At 31.1% G+C, this 19,007-nt stretch carries 18 protein-coding genes; 5 read left to right on the top strand and 13 right to left on the bottom strand.

Translation table 11 applies throughout. The features are described 5' to 3' along the window. Window positions 1-3 precede the first annotated feature (3 nt). From proB to H0I23_RS12020, 13 genes are all read right to left on the bottom strand, one after another. Window positions 4-765: a glutamate 5-kinase gene (gene proB, locus H0I23_RS12080; protein ID WP_216783549.1), complete on the bottom strand. Its 762-nt coding sequence runs from the start codon at window positions 763-765 to the stop codon at window positions 4-6. Between the two features lie 2 nt (window positions 766-767). Then, window positions 768-1,916 carry a glutamate-5-semialdehyde dehydrogenase gene (locus tag H0I23_RS12075; RefSeq protein WP_254073600.1) on the bottom strand — a complete coding sequence of 383 codons (1,149 nt, stop codon included), beginning with the start codon at window positions 1,914-1,916 and terminating at the stop codon, window positions 768-770. Window positions 1,917-1,963: 47 nt separating this feature from the next. Continuing rightward, window positions 1,964-3,088: an aspartate aminotransferase family protein gene (locus H0I23_RS12070; protein WP_216783547.1), complete on the bottom strand. Its 1,125-nt coding sequence runs from the start codon at window positions 3,086-3,088 to the stop codon at window positions 1,964-1,966. Further along, window positions 3,085-3,885, bottom strand: coding sequence for a pyrroline-5-carboxylate reductase (proC, locus tag H0I23_RS12065; RefSeq protein ID WP_216783546.1), 801 nt, complete (start codon window positions 3,883-3,885; stop codon window positions 3,085-3,087). The genes H0I23_RS12070 and proC overlap by 4 nt, the downstream gene beginning before the upstream one ends. Before the next feature lie 34 nt (window positions 3,886-3,919). After that, window positions 3,920-4,894 (bottom strand): N-acetyl-gamma-glutamyl-phosphate reductase, encoded by a 975-nt coding sequence (gene argC, locus H0I23_RS12060; RefSeq protein WP_216783545.1) that lies wholly within the window; start codon window positions 4,892-4,894, stop codon window positions 3,920-3,922. Then, window positions 4,887-6,077 (bottom strand): argininosuccinate synthase, encoded by a 1,191-nt coding sequence (argG, locus tag H0I23_RS12055; protein WP_216783544.1) that lies wholly within the window; start codon window positions 6,075-6,077, stop codon window positions 4,887-4,889. Before argG ends, argC begins: the two co-directional genes overlap by 8 nt. After that, window positions 6,074-6,712 (bottom strand): GNAT family N-acetyltransferase, encoded by a 639-nt coding sequence (locus H0I23_RS12050; protein WP_216783543.1) that lies wholly within the window; start codon window positions 6,710-6,712, stop codon window positions 6,074-6,076. The genes argG and H0I23_RS12050 overlap by 4 nt, the downstream gene beginning before the upstream one ends. A 196-nt stretch (window positions 6,713-6,908) precedes the next feature. Beyond that, window positions 6,909-8,288 (bottom strand): mannosyltransferase, encoded by a 1,380-nt coding sequence (locus H0I23_RS12045; protein WP_216783542.1) that lies wholly within the window; start codon window positions 8,286-8,288, stop codon window positions 6,909-6,911. 2 nt (window positions 8,289-8,290) lie between these two features. Beyond that, on the bottom strand, window positions 8,291-9,775 hold the full coding sequence (locus H0I23_RS12040; RefSeq protein WP_216783541.1) for a cellulose synthase family protein: 1,485 nt from the start codon (window positions 9,773-9,775) through the stop codon (window positions 8,291-8,293). 1 nt (window position 9,776) lies between these two features. Then, the gene (locus tag H0I23_RS12035; protein ID WP_216783540.1) at window positions 9,777-10,466 is read right to left on the bottom strand and encodes a glycosyltransferase family 2 protein; all 690 of its coding nucleotides are present in this window, start codon (window positions 10,464-10,466) and stop codon (window positions 9,777-9,779) included. Further along, window positions 10,466-10,948, bottom strand: coding sequence for a toxin-antitoxin system YwqK family antitoxin (locus tag H0I23_RS12030; RefSeq protein WP_216783539.1), 483 nt, complete (start codon window positions 10,946-10,948; stop codon window positions 10,466-10,468). Before H0I23_RS12030 ends, H0I23_RS12035 begins: the two co-directional genes overlap by 1 nt. Before the next feature lie 6 nt (window positions 10,949-10,954). After that, window positions 10,955-12,535, bottom strand: coding sequence for a 4Fe-4S dicluster domain-containing protein (locus H0I23_RS12025; protein ID WP_216783538.1), 1,581 nt, complete (start codon window positions 12,533-12,535; stop codon window positions 10,955-10,957). Window positions 12,536-12,553: 18 nt separating this feature from the next. After that, complete coding sequence (locus H0I23_RS12020) at window positions 12,554-13,900, bottom strand: NAD(P)/FAD-dependent oxidoreductase (protein ID WP_216783537.1); 1,347 nt, start codon at window positions 13,898-13,900, stop codon at window positions 12,554-12,556. A gap of 214 nt (window positions 13,901-14,114) precedes the next feature. Here H0I23_RS12020 and H0I23_RS12015 point away from each other — a divergent pair, with 214 nt between their 5' ends. Genes H0I23_RS12015 through H0I23_RS11995 form a run of 5 tightly spaced genes read left to right on the top strand, consistent with a single transcriptional unit; the run spans window position 14,115 to window position 18,975 of the window. Next, window positions 14,115-14,831 carry a DUF547 domain-containing protein gene (locus H0I23_RS12015; RefSeq protein WP_216783536.1) on the top strand — a complete coding sequence of 239 codons (717 nt, stop codon included), beginning with the start codon at window positions 14,115-14,117 and terminating at the stop codon, window positions 14,829-14,831. 11 nt (window positions 14,832-14,842) lie between these two features. Continuing rightward, complete coding sequence (locus tag H0I23_RS12010; protein WP_216783535.1) at window positions 14,843-15,712, top strand: transporter; 870 nt, start codon at window positions 14,843-14,845, stop codon at window positions 15,710-15,712. Between the two features lie 48 nt (window positions 15,713-15,760). After that, on the top strand, window positions 15,761-16,765 hold the full coding sequence (locus H0I23_RS12005) for a glycoside hydrolase TIM-barrel-like domain-containing protein (RefSeq protein ID WP_216783534.1): 1,005 nt from the start codon (window positions 15,761-15,763) through the stop codon (window positions 16,763-16,765). A 31-nt stretch (window positions 16,766-16,796) separates the two neighbouring features. Continuing rightward, window positions 16,797-18,053, top strand: a complete 1,257-nt coding sequence (locus tag H0I23_RS12000; RefSeq protein ID WP_254073599.1) for an outer membrane protein assembly factor — start codon at window positions 16,797-16,799, stop codon at window positions 18,051-18,053. Continuing rightward, entirely contained in the window at window positions 18,010-18,975 is a 966-nt protein-coding gene (locus H0I23_RS11995) for a hypothetical protein (RefSeq protein WP_216786105.1), read from the top strand. The genes H0I23_RS12000 and H0I23_RS11995 overlap by 44 nt, the downstream gene beginning before the upstream one ends. The last annotated feature ends 32 nt before the right edge of the window (window positions 18,976-19,007 follow it).

Raw genomic sequence — 19,007 nt, 5'->3', positions numbered from 1 at the left:
GGCTTACTTTATTTTTGTGAAATTACTTTTGCCATGCATAGCGTCAGTTATAAAATTATCTTTTAAACCATTTAGAATCCAAGTTTCAATACCTGCATCTTTTGCAATAGTAGCTGCTTCTATTTTAGACTGCATACCGCCAGTTCCGTGAGACGATATATTATCGCCAACTTCAGTTATTAAATCATTCATATCAATAACCTCTTTTATGGTTTCAGGCATGTTGCCTTCAAGAGTTTTTTTAGTGTAAACACCATCAGTATTAGTCGCAATCATTAATAAATCTACTTCTAATAAAGCTGCTGTTAATGCTGCAAGTTTATCATTATCACCAAACTTAATTTCATCAGTAGCAACTGTGTCATTTTCGTTAATAATTGGTATAAAGTTATTTGCTACTAAAACATCAATCGTGTTTTTTATGTTAGATTTTGATTTCGGATTTTCAAAATCAGAATAAGATAATAGACATTGAGAAGTAAACAGGCCTAACTCTCTAAAGTTCTCTTGAAAAATTCGCATTAGATGAGGTTGTCCTATTGATGCTAGTGCTTGTTTTATATTAATATCTTCTCCATTGTGCTCTAACTTTACAAATTGGCGTGCAGCAGCAATAGCTCCAGAGCTTACAATTATAAACTCGTATTCGTTTTTTAAACTTTCTATTTGTCTTCCTATATCTTCTATTTTTCCTCTAGATATATGATTGGTTTCTCTTGTTAATGTATTGGTGCCAACTTTTAGTAAAATTCTTTTTTTCTTCATAGTTACCTTATTTGACCATTACCTAATACATACCATTTGTTAGTTACTAAATGTTGTAAGCCAATTGGGCCTCTTTGATGTAGTTTGTCAGTGCTAATAGCAAGTTCTCCTCCTAAACCAAATTGAAATCCATCAGTGAATCTGGTAGATGCATTATGGTAAACGGCAGCAGAATCTACAGACTCTAAAAAGATTTGAGCACTATTTGTATTAGAGGTAATGATTGCAGCAGAATGTCCTCCTCCATATTTATTTATAGAAAGAATAGCATCTTCTAAACTGGCAGCTTGGCCAATAACAATTTTATAATCTAAAAATTCTTCGAACCAAATATTTTCACTTTCAATAGGGGTAGTGCCTTCCATTGCGGAAAAATGAGTGTCTGTATAAACAGTTACGTCACTCTTTTTTAACTCTTGAATTAAGTGCTGAAGAAACTCATGTTTGCGAGGCATATCAGCAGCAATTAAAACTTTGTCTAATGCGTTACAAGCTGATATTTTAGTTGTTTTAGCATTAATAATGATAGAAATAGCCATTTCTAAATCGGCTTCAGCATCAACATATACAAAATTATTACCTCTACCGCTTATGATTACAGGGCAAGTGGCATGTTTTTTAGTGAATGCAATTAATTTTTCGCCACCACGCGGTACTATTAGGTCAATTTTTTGAGTAGGATTTTGCAAAAATTCTTGCGTTTGTTCCCTGTTAAATTGAAGGTAGGTTACCCATTCGTCAGAGCAATCATTTTCTTCTAAAGCTTTATGCCAAAGACTAACGAGTGCTAAGTTACTTTGTAAAGATTCTTTACCCCCTTTTAGTAAAATTTTATTTCCAGATTTAAAAGCAATACCAGCTGCTTCAATAGTTACATCTGGTCTTGATTCATAAATAATACAAACAGTGCCAAAAGGTGCTGTTTTGTTACTTACATTAATTCCGTTTTCATGCGTAAAAGCAAATCGCTCTACACCTAAAGGGTCTGTCTGACTAGCCAATTGTTCTAAGGATGAAATCATGCCTTCAACCTTGGCATCATCAACTTTAAGCCTATCGGCCATGGCAAGGTCATTGCCAGTATAATTTTCAATGTCTTTTTTATTAGCAGAAAGTATTGCCTCTTTTTCAAAAGCAACCAATTCAGCCATTCTTTTTAAGACTTTGTTTCTCTTTTCTATGTTTAGCGTTAAGCTCACTATAATTCTTTTTTAAGGGCTTCAAAAAACAAATCAATATCTTGTTTTGTAATGTTTAAAGCAGGTAAAATTCTAAGTAATTTTTTATTCATTGCGCCACCAGTAAAAATATGTTGGTCATATATTAATTTTTTACGCAAATCAGCAACTTCAAAATCAAATTCTAAACCAAGCATTAAGCCTCTACCTTTTATTTTTTTTACTTGTGGAATAGTACTGGCACATTCTTTAAAGTATTCGCCAATTTCAGCAGCATTTTTGATGAGATTTTCTTTGTCGATAACCTCTAAAACAGCAAGGGAAGCAACACATGCTAAGTGATTACCACCAAAGGTTGTACCTAACATACCGTAACTAGCTTTAATACTTTCATGAATTAGAATACCGCCTACAGGAAAACCGTTACCCATGCCTTTTGCAACACTAATAATATCTGGTTGAATGTTATGATGCTGAAAGCCGAAAAATTTACCACTTCTACCATAGCCACACTGTACTTCGTCAGCAATTAAAATAACACCATTTTGCTTTGCTATTTTTGCTATTTCTTGATAAAATTCTGTTGTTGGCTCATCTAAACCACCAACACCTTGTATAGGTTCTAATATAACCGCACAAGCATCTCCTTTTTCTATTTCAGCAGTAAAAGCACTTATATTACCAATAGGTAAAAAAGATACTTTTTGTTGTTTGTTTATTGGGGCGTTAATTTTTTCATTATCTGTTGCAGCAACAGCAGCCGATGTTCTACCATGAAAACTATTTTGAAAAGAAATAATTTTTGATTTACCTGTAACAAATGAAGCCATTTTTAAAGCATTTTCATTTGCTTCGGCTCCAGAACTGCATAAAAATAAATTATAGTCTTCACAACCAGAAAGCTGACCTAGCTTAGTAGCTAATTCTACTTGTAATGGGTTTTGAATTGCGTTACTGTAAAAACCAATTTTATGTAATTGGTCTTCTAACTTTTTTACATAATGAGGGTGTGTGTGTCCAATAGAAATAACACCATGACCACCATAAAAATCTAAATATTCTTGATTTTTATCATCTGTAACTATTATTCCTTTTGCAGAAACAGGTGTTACATTGTATAAAGGGTAAACATCAAACAGATTCATAATTCTCCTTTTTTAATTTCACTAATCTTATCGTATGAAGCAATAATTCCTTGTATCAAAGAAGAACTTAAGCCTTGATGCTCCATTTCATTTAAACCTTGAATAGTACAACCTCTAGGTGTTGTAACTCTATCTATTTCAGCTTCTGGATGGTTTCCTGATTCTATTAGTAAACTAGCAGCACCATTACAGGTGTACATAGCTAGCTCTTGAGCTTCTTTAGCATCAAAACCTAATTGTATAGCACCTTGTGTTGTTGCTCTAATCAAGCGCATCCAAAATGCAACTCCACTAGCGCAAATTACAGTTGCTGCTTGCATTTGATTTTCAGGAATTTCCATAGAATGACCCATTCTATTAAAAATAGCTTTTGCTAGATCAATACGTTTTTTACCTTTTTCATTGCTGCAAATACAAGTCATAGATTTGCCTACAGATATTGCTGTATTTGGCATGCTTCGTATGATATGGTGTTCTGAACCTATTATTTTTTCTATTTGAGAAATTACAACACCAGTTATTGTAGAAATAATTACGTGTTTTTCGTTCAGTAAATCTTTTGTGTCTTCAAGTATTTGCTCAAATTGAGCGGGTTGTACCGCAAAAATTAAAATATCAGATTTTGTAACAGCCTCTCTATTATCAGTAGTTACAGTTACATTACCAAATTTTTCAAATTTTTGTATGTCAGTAGTATTTCGTTTGGTTAAAAACATAGATGTAGCACCGTTAGAGTTTAAAACTCCTTTAGCTATTGCTAACCCTAAATTTCCAGCACCTATGATTGCTATTTTCATTACTATATTTTTAATAGGTTGTTTTTTGAGTATCCTAAAATACTCCTGCTTTTAAATTAAGTCCAGTTCCTTCATCAAAACCAAACATCAAATTCATGTTTTGAACCGCTTGACCAGATGCGCCTTTTAAAAGGTTATCTATAGCAGAAGTAATTAAAAGTTTATTATTATGCTTGTGCAAATGAATATGGCACTGATTGGTGTTTACAACCTGTTTTAAATTTATTTCTTGCTCTGATATTTGAGTAAATAAAGCATCTTTATAAAAATCATTATATAAAGCTACTGCCTCCTCTATACTTTTGTCAAATTTTGTATATGCTGTAGCTAATATACCTCTAGTAAAATTACCCCTGTTAGGAAGAAAATTTAATTCACCAACATCGTTTTTATAAGAAGATAAACTTTCGCCTATTTCGCCTAAATGTTGATGCGTAAAAGGTTTATACCAAGATACATTATTGTTTCGCCAGCTAAAATGTGATGTTGCAGATGGACTAACACCAGCTCCAGTACTACCTGTTACTGCATTAATATGAACATCATTTTGTAATAAATTATGTTTAGCTAATGGTAATAATGCTAGTTGAATAGCTGTAGCAAAACAACCAGGGTTTGCAATATAATTAGCCTCTTTTATTTGTTTTTTATTTGTTTCAGGTAAACCGTAAATAAACTCTTTTCCATTTAAAACAGCATCTACATTTAATCTAAAATCATTACTCAAGTCAACGATTTTAGTTGTTGCAGAAAAGTTGTGTTCTTTTAAAAACGAAGTAGAATTCCCGTGACCTAAGCAAAGAAAAACAACGTCTACATTTAAATTTACATCGCCTGTAAAAGCAATATCAGTAACACCCAATAAATCAGGATGTGCATTTGTAATTTTTTTTCCAGCTCTTGTAGTGCTGAAAACAAAATCGATAGTTACTTCAGGGTGATGTAATAATATTCTAATTAGCTCACCACCTGTGTAACCAGATCCTCCAATTATCCCTACTTTAATCATTATTACCGTTTACGTGATTGTATATTCTGCCTGAATTTGAAAGTATTTTTATAAAACCTTTAGCATCAGTTGCAGACCATCCTTTGTTTTCTTCACCATAACTACCAAAAGCATCAGTCATTAAATCATGTTCAGAAGCTATTCCATTTAATCTGAATTGGAAAGGGTATAGGCTTAAGAAAACATCTCCAGAAACATTTTTTTGAGTATCGGTTAAGAAGGCTTCAATGTTTCTCATCACTTCATCTAAATAATTACCTTCATGTAACAACATTCCGTAAAAATTACCTTGTTGTTCTTTTTGGTATTGTTGCCATTTTGTAAGTGTGTGTTTCTCTAATAAATGATGTGCTTTAATTGTGATTAATGCAGCAGCAGCTTCAAAACCAACTCTACCTTTTGTACCAATAATAGTGTCACCAACATGAATATCTCTACCAATAGCATATTTAGATGCCATAGCTTCAAGTTTTTCTATATTAGCAACAGGCTTATCTTTAACACCGTTAACAGCTACTAATTCTCCTTTTTCGAAAGTTAGTTTAACATCTATAGGCTCCTTTTCTTGTAGTTGACTAGGATATGCGCTGTCTGGCAATGCTTTGTTAGACGTTAGCGTTTCTTCACCACCAACTGATGTTCCCCAAAGACCTCTGTTAATAGAATATTTTGCTTTTTCCCAAGGGTAATCAATTCCATTTTCTTTTAAGTATGCAATTTCTGTTTCTCTAGATAATTTATTATCTCTAATAGGTGTAATGATTTCTATTTCTGGAGCTATAATTTGAAAAATCATGTCAAAACGTACTTGATCATTTCCTGCACCTGTGCTACCATGAGCAATATAACTAGCTCCTACCTTTTTAGCGTAGTTTACAATTTCTATAGCCTGTACAATACGTTCAGCACTTACTGATAAAGGGTATGTGTTGTTTTTAAGAACATTTCCGAAAATTAAGAATTTAACTACTTTATCATAAAATGTTTGTACAGCATCAATTGATGTATATGATGAAGCACCTAGTTGTAAAGACTTTTCTTTTATATTGGCAATTTCTTCAGTTGAAAAGCCACCAGTATTTACACTTACAGCGTGTACTTCAAAACCTTTGTCTTTTGATAAATATTTTGCACAGTATGATGTGTCTAATCCGCCACTGTAGGCTAAAACTAATTTTTTCATTTTTCTTTTTTTATTAAGAATAGTGATTCTTTTATGCTTTTTAATCTTTTAAAAGCTTTTGTGTTCAATTTTTCTTTTTCAGGTTGCACTTCGATATTCTTTTTCTTTATCTGTGCATTTGGATCATATAACATGCCGGTACAAAGGCACATTTTACGCTCTGTACGTGTGAGAATATCAAAATTTTTGCACGTTTGGCATCCTTTCCAAAAATCAGGATCATCAGTTAATTCTGAAAAAGTGGTAGGTTTATAGCCTAGTTCGTAATTTATTTTCATGACAGCTAAACCAGTAGTAATACCGAAAATTTTAGCGTCAGGAAATTTCTCTCTTGATAAATTAAAAACTCGTTCTTTAATTTGTCTAGCTAACCCTCTATCTCTAAAATCGGGGTGTACAATTAGTCCTGAATTGGCAACAAATTTTTCATGTCCCCAAACTTCAATGTAGCAGAAGCCAGCAAATTGACCATCTTCTAGAGCTATAACAGCATTCCCGTTTTCTAATTTTTTACAAACGTATTCAGGGGTGCGCCTAGCAATACCAGTGCCTCTTATTTTTGCAGATTCGGCTATAGTGTCGCAAATCACTTCAGCGTATTTAAAATGTGATTCGTTAGCAATCAGTATTTCCATTGCCAATTTTATGTTTAAAAGTAAAAGTTAATTGAAATATCGTTTTGTTTTCTGCGGAAATGGACTCACCTATTTCCATAATATGACACACCCTTACGGGCGGCGACGTGTAGGTGTAAATGAACGTGCAGGTGCGAAAGACCTGTCAGTTGTAGATATGTAATTTTTATTGTTCATTATAAATCAAAAGTACAAATTAATTTGACTTGACATCATTTATGGTATTTTTTTTACAAAAAACGTGCTTTTTGTTACGAAGCTTAAATATTTCGTAAAACATAAAACCATATACTGCAATATATTCAAAAAGCAATATTCCTAAATGTTCTTTATAATCACTATTTGAATATGCCCAATAACTAAGTACAACAGCTAAAGACCATACGATAGAATATCTGTAATTTGTAAAAACGGTAAGTAGTATTAGAAAAATAATATACCAAGGGTGTACGGTTGCTGATGTAAAGTAGTAAATAGAAAGTACCCAAAGCATTGCTGTTATTAATGTTGTTATATTTCTATCTACTTTAAAAAACGTAAATAATAAAACAGAAGTAATAACGATGATAGGAGTTATTTTGCCATACACTTTTATAAGCTCCCAAGGTTTAGCATCAAAATGACTTACGGCTATTTCTTTAACTAAATTATAAATACTGGAATTAAATTCAAAATTAGAAAACCATAATCCAATCGTTTTAGAATAATTATGTATAAATTCAGAAGAATAGAAAGGGGCTATTAAAGTCAATGTTGTTAGGCCTATAATGCTATAAAAAAAAATGCTTTTTTTGAAGCCTAAATGTTTTAAGAAAAGAGGAAGAAAGACTAGTGGGACCAATTTTACGGAAATAGATAAGGCGTAAATTACACCTCCAATTTTCCAATTATTTTTAGAGATTAAGTACAATGACCATATAAAAAAGAAAAGCATTACCCCTTCAAAATGAAGATTTCCGGTAAGTTCAACAATAACTAATGGATTTAAAAAATACCAGAAAATAAGGTGAGGAGCTCGATTTATTTTTTTTAATAATTTACGACCAATAAGTACAATTCCGATATCTGCAGAAATAATAAAGAGGCGCATTACAACTACAGAACCCGCAATACTTTTGCCGCCAATAAATACTGATATGGCAAAAATGATTTGATTTAGAGGAGGGTAATTGCTATAGTGTTTGGCACTTAAGCTTCCCATGCCATTATATAGTTTAATGACGTTATCAATTATTAAATTAGATTCTTCAATAAGTTGATTGGGTGTTTTTAAATATGGATTTAAACCATTAGATAGTAGCTCTCCATCCCATATAAATCGAAAATAATCTTGCGATAAATTGGGAAGAATTAAAAGAAAAATAATTCTAAATATTATTCCAGAAAATAAAAGAAACCTAAAATTTAGCTTTTCAAATTCAATGAGTTTATAGCATAAAATTGATAATCCAAGAAAAATGGATATTAGTTTAATGAACTCATCTCTTTGAAAATTAAAAGCTAAAAGATTATAGCATATAGCACTGATAAGTACTATTAAAATTGGAAGTTTATGAAGTTTCCAATACTTTTCCATACTTATGCTCTTGCTGTCAATGATTTAAAGAATACAAAGCCAAAACCAAGAAATAGCATGAAATGAAAAGGGAATAAACCAAAATCATTTAAAGGAATTGCGCTATACATACCAAATAAGAAATAAACCATTAGAGCAGCCTCTAAAATCATATTTGGAGATAGTTTTTTAGCTAAATATTTATTTCCTTTCCAACTGTTTTTAATGTTGTCGAGGTTAAATTTTGGAGTTCTAACAAATTCACTTCTTTTACCCATATGGCCTTCAAGTACAGCAATAGAGTTGTGTAAAGAAAAACCTAATGCTACTGAGAAAAAGGTAAAAAATATTTTAATGTAATCTATGAAATTTTCAAAACCACTACCTTGAATACTCTTGTAGGTAAACCAATAGCAGACAAATAATATAACTGTACTTACGATAAAGAAACTTGTAACTTCAAAAATCCACCCTAAATGGCCATAACTATTTTTAATGTATAACATTGGAATACTTAATACAGCAACAATAAATACACATAAAAACATTGAGCTATTTAGTAAGTGCATAACCCCATGGAATTTGGTTTTAAATGGGATATGTTTAGCAGAAACAACACTAGTTACAGATTTTCTAAAGTTTTCAGCACCACCTTTATTCCATCTAAATTGTTGAGAACGAGCAGCACTAATTACTACAGGAAGCTCTGCAGGAGTTTCAACATCTTCTAAATATTTAAACTTCCAGTTTTTAAGTTGTGCTCTATAACTTAAATCTAAATCTTCAGTTAAAGTATCACCTTCCCAGTTACCAGCATCAAGAATACATTCTTTACGCCATATACCAGCAGTACCATTAAAATTAATAAAGTGACCTTTAGCATTTCGCCCTACTTGTTCTAATGTAAAGTGAGCGTCTAAAGCAAAAGCTTGTATACGTGTTAATGTAGAATAGTCTCGGTTTATATGTCCCCAACGGGTTTGAACAACACCAATTTCTTCATCTTTAAAATAAATAACTGTTTTTTTAAGCCAATCGGCAGATGGTAAAAAATCAGCATCAAAAATGGCTATAAAATCACCTTTAGCAATTTCTAATCCTTCTTTTAATGCTCCAGCTTTAAAACCAGATCTATTTGTACGTGTAATATGTACAATATCTAAACCAGTTTCTTGAAGTTTTTTTACATGTTTAGCTGTTTCTATAACAGTATCGTCAGTAGAGTCATCTAAAACTTGAATTTCTAATTTGTTAGAAGGGTATTCTAATTTTGCAATGTTTTCTAATAAGCGATCCATTACATATTCCTCATTATAAACAGGAAGTTGAATAGTAATATAAGGTATTTCTTTTGCATCTAAAAGATTGAATTTAGCTGCAGTTTGATTTTGTCTTTTATTACCTAAATAGTTGATCAATAGATTTAATTGAGCAAGGCTATAAAAGAAGATTAACAATAATGAAATACTGTAAATTACAATAATGATGTAGGAAACTGTTAGAGTCATTTTATTTTAAACTATATTTAAAAATCCAACTTAAGATTTTTACGCCTGCAAATATACTACCTTTTACTGTACCTGACACTTTTGATATGCCAATTCTTTTTTTATAACGTACTGGTACTTCGGTATATGTAAATTTCTTTTTCAAAACTTTCAATTGCATCTCAACGGTCCATCCATAAGTTTTGTCTTGCATGTTCAGTTCGAGTAGTTTATCGTATTTCATAGCCCTAAATGGACCTAAATCGGTAAACTTTGCACTGAAGAATAATTTCATTAAAAAAGTAGCAAGCCAATTTCCAAAAATTTGTTGAGGAGTCATCGAGCCTTCTTCTCTTAAATTCTCATCCCTGGCTCCAATAACCATATCTATGTTGTCATTGAGTATTGGTGCAATAATTTTTGTGAGCTCTTTTGGGTAATCAGAATAATCACCATCTATAAAAACAACTATATCTGGTTTTTTAGATTGTTTACGGATATGCTCCATACCAAGTAAACAAGCGTATCCGTAACCTTTTTTTTTCTCTGTAAGTACTGTAGCACCTGCTTTTTTGGCATTGCTAGCCGTATCGTCTGTAGAGTTGTTGTTGACTACAATTATTTCAGAAACAATGTCTGGAATTTCTTGAATAACATGAGCTATGGAATCAGCCTCGTTAAATGCGGGAATAATAACTTTAATATGGGTCATTATTTTAAATCAGAAAGTTTGTTGTCGCTTTTAAAACTTGAGAAGCTAAACCATTCATTAATTTTTTTTCCATTTTCATATTTTTCAGCAGAAGAAAGTTTTTCATTAATGTACTTTAAACAGTAACCATTTTTAACTCCTTCACTTAATTGACACTTGTGATTAATTTGACCATTAGTATCAAAAAACAACCACCATTTAGATTTTTGACCGTCTATATAACTTCCTTGTTGTTTTAATTTACCGTATTCATTATAGTAGTGCCAATATTTTATTTTTTTATTTTCATCATAATGTCCCTCTTCTGAAATTCTACCATTCATATAGTAGAATTTCCAATAACCACTTTTTTTTCCATTATCAACCCAACCTTCAGATTTTAGTTTTCCAGTTTCGTAATATTTCTTGGAATATGTTTTTGCAGTTGCATTAGTGCAAAATAAAGCAAAGACACAAACATAAAAAAAAGCTTTTAAATACATTATTGATTATTTCTTGTTTACTAAATCCATTAAATCTACGTCATTACCAAGTAAAACTTCAGTAGGATTTATACGACCTTCTTCTGGTCCATTTTCTAATTTTAAAACTCCTCTAGGGCAAACAGCAGAACATACACCACAACCTACACAACTAGATCGAACAATGTTTTCTCCTTTTTGAGCATAGGCTCTAACATCTATACCTTGTTCGCAATATGTTGAACAGTTACCACAAGAGATACACTGACCACCATTAGTTGTAATTCTAAAACGAGATTTAAAACGTTGAACAAAACCTAAATAAGCTGCAAGCGGACAGCCAAATCTACACCAAACTCTATTACCAAATATTGGATAAAACCCAGTACCTATAACTCCAGCAAAAATAGAACCAATTAATAAACTGTATAAATTTTGAATGCTTGAAGTTTTTATACCTAAAACGGTACTAGTTTCAGCAAAAAAGCTATAAAGTGTTAATATTGTCATACCCACGGCAAAAACTAATACACCATGTATTAACCAACGTTCTACTTTCCATGAAAAAAGTGATTTACTAGAATGTTGTCTGTAGGGGTCACCTAAAGTTTCAGCTAATCCACCACATCCACATACCCATGAGCAGTACCATCTTTTACCAAAAAAGTAAACCATTACAGGTACAACAACCAATGTTAATACAATACCCCAAACTAATATAAAAAGCCCAATTCCTCCACTATTTAATAGGTCTTTTAAGTTCCATTGAAAAAAGAAATCATAATCTAAAGGAAAAGCATTTTTAAAATCATAATAAGGCATTTGTAAACGCACCATTATTTCAGGTATAAGAAATGCAAATACAATTTGAAAAAACAGTACAGATGTTGTACGTACCATTTGGTAAACGTTATGGCGATATTTTATATACATCCGTACGGCCATAACCGACATAACTACGCAATACATAAACCCATATACAAACCAATGGCCAGCTGGGTTTCCGCTTAAACTTTCACTTATAGGATCTACTACGAAGGTCCAGTTTACTGCGTATTCTGAAGCAAAATAAAGAACTAAATAAAAAGAAACTAAGAAGATGAAAACCATCCATGCGATCCAGCCTCTGCTAGTTGCACTATCATGATAAACACCGTCATTTTTAATTCCTTTTTTACCTAATAAAATTACATTAGGCAATATAAATAGTAAAGCACCTATAATTCCTAATCCAAAAGATAAAAACCACATTATACCTTTATGATTAGCGATATAGCCAGTGCCTGATTTTTTGCCAATAAGGGCCGCCATATCACTAGAGCTAGTGTATATTTTTTTATCGTACTCTTTGTTTTTTACATGGGTTTCATTAGCAATTTTTAATGCATTACTAACTTTGGGCGACAATTGCTGCATGCCGTTAAATTCTTTCCCGACAACATTTTTTTCAATGTTTTGGATAAAAACTTCGCTTTTGATTTTTTTATCTGAAATGATTTGATCGAATGAAGTTTGGTCTACTTTAAAAGTACCAAGTAGAGGTAAAGCGGTAAATGTTGCTAAGCCTAGTAAAAAAATCACAAGGCCAATATTTTGAATTGTTTTCATAAATTTATCTTATAGCTATTAGGCTTTGCTAAAAATTCTTTTCCAGCTTTTCTTTTTAGTGTTGATGTTTGTTTCAAATTCTGTATTAAATTTTGATACTATTTTGTCTTCATATTTTTTGAAGAATTCAGGGTCAAAATTGGCATCTTTTAGATATTCCATTACATAGTATACATCTTTGGATTCTGTTAACCAACGATCAAATATTTCATGTCTCATCCGTATACCAAAAGTGTTAATGCCTAAAAATTGTTTGCTCTCTTTATGGTATGCAATTGTAATACATATTTTTTCAGATGAATCTCTCCAATGAAAATGGGCTTCATCATCTTTTTTACTTCTTTCACTAAAAACCCAACCATAAGTCTGGTATTCAACATCTAAAAATTTGGCAGAATTAAACCAATGTCCTGGTTTATACTCTGTAGGTTTGTTGCAAATGGTTTGAGCAAGAGTTTCCCCCATCATTCGGCCTGTATACCATACAGCTTCAATAGGTCTTCTACTTCCAATGCCTTCGTGTTGTTCAGCACAATCACCAATAGCATATATATCTTTTATATTAGTTTCTAAAAGTCTATTTACTTTTACACCTCTACCTAATTCAATGCCAGAATCTTTAAGAAAATCTATATTTGGTGCAACGCCAGCAGTTAATCCTACGACGTTACAATCAATAATATCGCCTTTATCTGTTCTTATAGCTTTAGCACGACCATTTTCATCAGAAATAATTTCTTCTAAATTAGTATTCAAACGTAAATCTATATGATGTTCTAAAATATGTTCATTTATTAACTGCGATTCTCCTTTTGGAAGTACGCCGTTCCAAAAACTATCTTCTCTTACTAAAAATGTAACAGGTATTTTTCGGCTTCTTAACATTTCAGCCATTTCAATACCAATAAGTCCACCACCAACAATTACAGCTCTATTACATGTTTTATTATCTGGTGCATTTTCTTCAAGTTTTTCAAGATCTTGTTTAGAATATAACCCTTGTACACCTTTTAAATCTTGCCCTGGCCAACCAAACTTATTAGGTTTAGACCCTGTTGCTAGAATCAATTTATCATAAGATATAGTGGTACCACCTTTTAACTGTAGGCTTTTATTTTCGTGATCTACTTTTTCTACAAAAGCGTTAAGTAAATCAATTCTATTTTTTTTCCAAAACCAACTTTCGTAAGGCTGTGTGTGTTCAAATTTCATGTGCCCCATGTATACATACATTAAAGCTGTTCTCGAGAAAAAATATTCGCTTTCGGCAGATATAATCGTAATCTTTTTATCGGATAATTTTCGAATATGTCTAGCGGCTGTTACACCCGCTATTCCATTTCCAATAATGACAATGTTTTCCATATGCTTTGATTGGTTGTTTTGGTTGAGTCGTAATTAATTCTTGAAACTTAACATGGATAATGCATTTAATTTAAGTTTTTTTAAAAACATTTCTGTTATAGAATTGTGATATTCTTTATGTCTATTTGAATATTCAAGATTAATAAATGTCGATTATGTTAGCATTTTGAAAATGTACCGACTAATTTCTAAACGTCAAACAAATAAATATCGTATGAAAAAGACTATTAATATAATGTTAATTTTAATAAGTTTTAATTTTATTTACTCACAAAGTTCAGATGACTTCCTTAGTAAGTCAGATAAATTTTTAAAAGAGTATGTTAGTAATGGGAAGGTTTCTTATTCAAGAATTAAAAAAAATGATACTAGTTTAAAGGAGTTAATGGATTTAGCTTCAGGTATTTCAGTATCAAAAGCAAATGCCTTAGAGTATCAGTCATTTTGGATAAATGCATATAATATTGCAGTTATTAGTGGTGTTGTTTCTAATTATCCTATAAAATCACCTTTAGATGTGCCTGGTTTTTTTGATAAAGTAAAATATAATGTTGGAGGAAAAAATATTACATTAAATGATATTGAAAATAAAATGTTAAGGGCTGTTTTTCCTAACGAAGCTCGTTTTCATTTTGTTTTAGTCTGTGCTGGGTTGGGGTGTCCTCCTATAATTAATGAAGCTTATTTACCATCTAAATTAAAAAGTCAATTGGCACAGCAAACAAAAAAAGCATTAGATAACCCCAATTTTATTGTAGTAGAAAAGGGTAAAGTAAAAGTTTCGCAAATATTTGAATGGTATAAGGTTGATTTTGAAAAAAATGGAAAGACAACCGCAGATTTTATAAACAAATACAAAACACAAAAGTTGCCAGAGGGTTCTAAGATTAATTATTACCCGTACGATTGGACTTTAAATGAAGCTAAATAATAAACCAAATTATGAAAAACAAAAACTTTATAGCAATAGTATTATTAATGTTAACGATTACTCTTGGCTTTTCTCAAGATGATGAAGAAAAAAGTAATATTCAACAATACACTCCTTCTAAGTTAATAGGTAAAGGTCAAATAGATTTAAAGTGGTTCAACAATTTATACACTGAAACTAAAAGTACTTTTGTAGAAGGAGATATACCTAGACAAACATTTTTCACCTCTACGTTAGAAGCTTACACGGGAGTGGGAAGTAATAAAAGGTGGAATTTAGGTGTGATTTTAGAGTTTAAATCTAATGTTATCAATGGTAGGGATGCATTAGATGTATTTAAATTTGATGGAGAAAATTCTTCAGCTCGTTCGGGTCTAACATCAATTGCTCCTTCAGTAAAATTTGTGCCTTTTACATCGGTTAGTAATTTTAGTATTCAAAGTTCTTTTTTCATTCCTTTAGTTGATAATGAATCTGAAAACGGAGTTTTTTTAGATCAAAAAGGGTATACATGGCAAAATCGATTTTTTTATGATTACACTTTTCCGGGTGATAAATGGCAATTGTTTTCTGAGTTAAATTCTGAGCTTCATTTTGGTGATAAAAATGAAAGTTTTGCCAATAATAGTTTGGGCTTGACGCCGGGTGTGTTTTTAAGCTATTTTCCTTCATCTAAATTTACAGTTTTAGGATTAGCACAGCACTCACAACGAATTGATTTGGGTAACGATTTTGCACAAGATTATACTGCAGTTGGTGGTGGTGCAAAATATCAATTAACGAAAGCTTTAAATTTAGAGTTGTTATATACCAACTTTATTAGGGGAAATAACACAGGTTTAGGAGAAACTTTTAATTTAGGTTTACGCGGTATCTTTTAAAGATTAATAAAATTATATACCCTATTTTTGATTCGTTAATTACAAACGATGAAAAAAATAGGGTTTTTCTTTTTGTGCCTACTACAACTTTCTTGTACCAGTCAAAATAAAAAAAAAATAAACGGAGTTAGTTTTGTGTCTTCTCGAATTGAAGTTGTGCAAGATCACGTAAATAGTGTTGTAAATTTAAATTCAAACCATGCTGCAGTAATGCCTTTTGGTTTTATAAATGATATTAATTCTCCTGAAGTTAAGTTTAATACCGAAAGACAATGGTATGGAGAAACCAAAAAAGGAGTAAGTCAATATATTGATATGCTTAACAAAAATGGCATTGAAATAATGTTAAAGCCTCAAATATGGATTAGAGGAGGTGAGTTTACTGGAGCTCTTGAAATGAAAACAGAAGAAGAGTGGCAGGTTTTAGAAAGCACTTATAAAAAATTTATAATTACTTACGCAGAACTTGCAGCAGAAACTAATGTTGAAATTTTTTGTGTAGGTACTGAATTAGAAAAATTTGTAGAAAATAGGCCAACGTATTGGAAGCAATTAATTAAAGAGATTAAAGAAATTTATAAAGGTAAATTAACCTACGCTTCTAATTGGGATGAGTACACTAAAACAACTTTCTGGGAGGATTTAGATTATATAGGGATTGATGCTTATTTTCCACTTTCAGAAGAACAATCACCATCTGTAGAGTCGCTAAGAAAAAGTTGGCAACAATGGAAGGTAGGAATAGAGAAAATAGCGATAGCTAAAAAAAGGCCAATTTTATTTACTGAATATGGGTATCGCAGTATGGATTATACTGCTAAAAAACCTTGGTTGGTAGACCGTAATGAAGAAAATGTGAATTTAGAAGCGCAAGTGAATGCTACTAAAGCGATTATTCAAGAGTTTTGGTCTGAAGATTGGTTTGCAGGAGGCTATGTTTGGAAATGGTTTATAGACCATAAGCAATCTGGCGGTAATAACGATAATAGATTTACACCTCAAAATAAACCAGCAGAACAAACACTTAAGGAGTTATATAAAATATATAATTAAGAAAACCATTTTGATTTTAAAAAAGGTAATAGTGCCCATTTTTATTATGTTACTGATGCTATCAATTGGTAAATTGTATGCGCAAAATAATACCGTTGTTGAAATAGAAATAGTCGGCTTAAAAAAAATTAGAAAATCATTTATTAAAAAAATAATTGTATCTAAAGTTAATGTTAAATTAGATTCAGTTATAATTGAAAAAGATATTACGCGATTAAAGCGACTTCCATCAATATCAAACACAACATATACTTTAGTTCCTTTAAAAAAAAATACCTATAAGTTAGTTTTTAAAGTTGAAGAAAATTTTACTTTAATACCTTTTGCGAATCTCTTTAGTTCATCTAATGATGAGTTTGCTTTTAGAATAGGCTTACAAGAATTTAATTTACTGGGACAAGATATTACTTTAGGTGGCTTTTATCAATATGATAACTTTAGTTCCTATGGGGTAAACTTTGAAGCACCTTATTTATTTTCGAATAAATTAGGGTTAGCAATAAATTATAATGATTTAACTACTGAAGAACCTGTTTTTATTGATCAAGAAACGGCAAACTATAAATATAATAACCACGGTATTGAAATTTTGGGCCTTTACGAGATAAATTTTAATAATAGATTAGCTTTCGGTTATAGCTTTTTTAATGAAGATTACCAATATATATCTGGAGTAACAAAAGATAATGTTCCACAACAATTGAAGGTAAATAAACATTTGTATAAATTTTTATATAATTACGATAATGTACATTATCAACATCAATATTTATCAGGGTTTAAAAGTGCTTTAAATTTTCAGTATGTAGGTAGTAAAGATGAAAATTTACAGCCATTCTTTATCGGATTTAATGATTTTAGCTATTTTAAAAGAATAGGAAAGAAAGGGAATTGGGCAAATAGATTGCGTTTAGGCTTATCTAGCAACCCAAAAACACCATTTGCGCCATTTACTTTAGATAATAATTTAAATATTAGAGGTGTAGGTAATAGTATTGATAGGGGTACAGGGGCGATAGTTTTAAACACTGAATATAGATATACTTTAATTGATAGAAATTGGTTTGTGCTACAGAGTAACGCTTTTATAGATGCAGGTTCTTGGAGGGATCCAGGAGGAGGTTTTGATGATTTTACAAGATCAAATAATATTAGAGTTTATCCAGGCTTAGGTTTACGTTTCATTCATAAAAAAATTTTCAATGCTATTTTTAGGCTAGATTATGGATATGGTATAACACCTAATGAAACTAACGGAATTGTATTTGGAATTGGACAGTATTTTTAATAATATTTGTGAAACGACACATGGTATGATTTTCAATAAATTTTTTGTTATTCCTTTTTTATTTTTTGTGTCAATAAGTGCTTTCTCTCAAGAGATTATTCAAACTTTTAAAGCTAAAAAAGGAGATGGTATTGTTTCTGTTTTACAAGGAGAAGGACTGGATGTAAATACAAATTATCAAAAATTTATAGATTTAAATAAAGGTAAAATAAGCAAGGGTAGTGAGCTTAAATTTGGAGTTACATATACACTTCCTCAAAGTGAAACATCTTTTAATAGTATGGGCAAGGTTATCAATCTTTCTGAAAATGTCGATACTCCTATTTTTAATACAAGGTTGCAGTCTTTAACAAAAAAAGATAGTACACTTAAAAAAGCAGTTTACTATTTGTTATTTGATGTATTTGACTCAGAAAATTTATCTGTTTTAAAAAATACATCGAGTGTTAAAAATCAAGTTGTTTATGGTATAGCTCAAGAGCTTTTAGAAAAAGGGGCACGAGTTTTTATGTTTGATTCTGATGATTCAAATAATTTAAACCTTGGTGATTATGTAGCAGCCATAAATAAACGCTATTTAAAATATAGCGATGAATATCAGCGATTATTGGTTGTTAGTATAGATGGTGCTAAATTTAATAAGGCAATCATTTCTGTTGAACACCATGATAAGAGTATAGAAAGTAAACAATTTGCTAAAAATTTAGAAAATATTTTTAAAGTCCAAAATAAAGTTTTCATCGATAAAACAAATTTGTACATAGCTAACAATGCTTTACCAGCAATGATTTTTGTAAAGGTTGATTATATAAAAAATAGAAAGCTAGATGCTAAAAATGCAACAATAGAGAAGAATAAATTTGTAGGCAAGGTGACTACTGGTATGCAAATTGATTACTCTACTGTAAATATGGAAAATTAAGATTAAACCATATTCATAAAATACTTTATAGA

The organism is Cellulophaga sp. HaHaR_3_176 (assembly GCF_019021925.1).
In the GTDB taxonomy this organism is placed as follows: domain Bacteria; phylum Bacteroidota; class Bacteroidia; order Flavobacteriales; family Flavobacteriaceae; genus Cellulophaga.
This window is presented reverse-complemented; position numbering and strand designations above follow the sequence as displayed.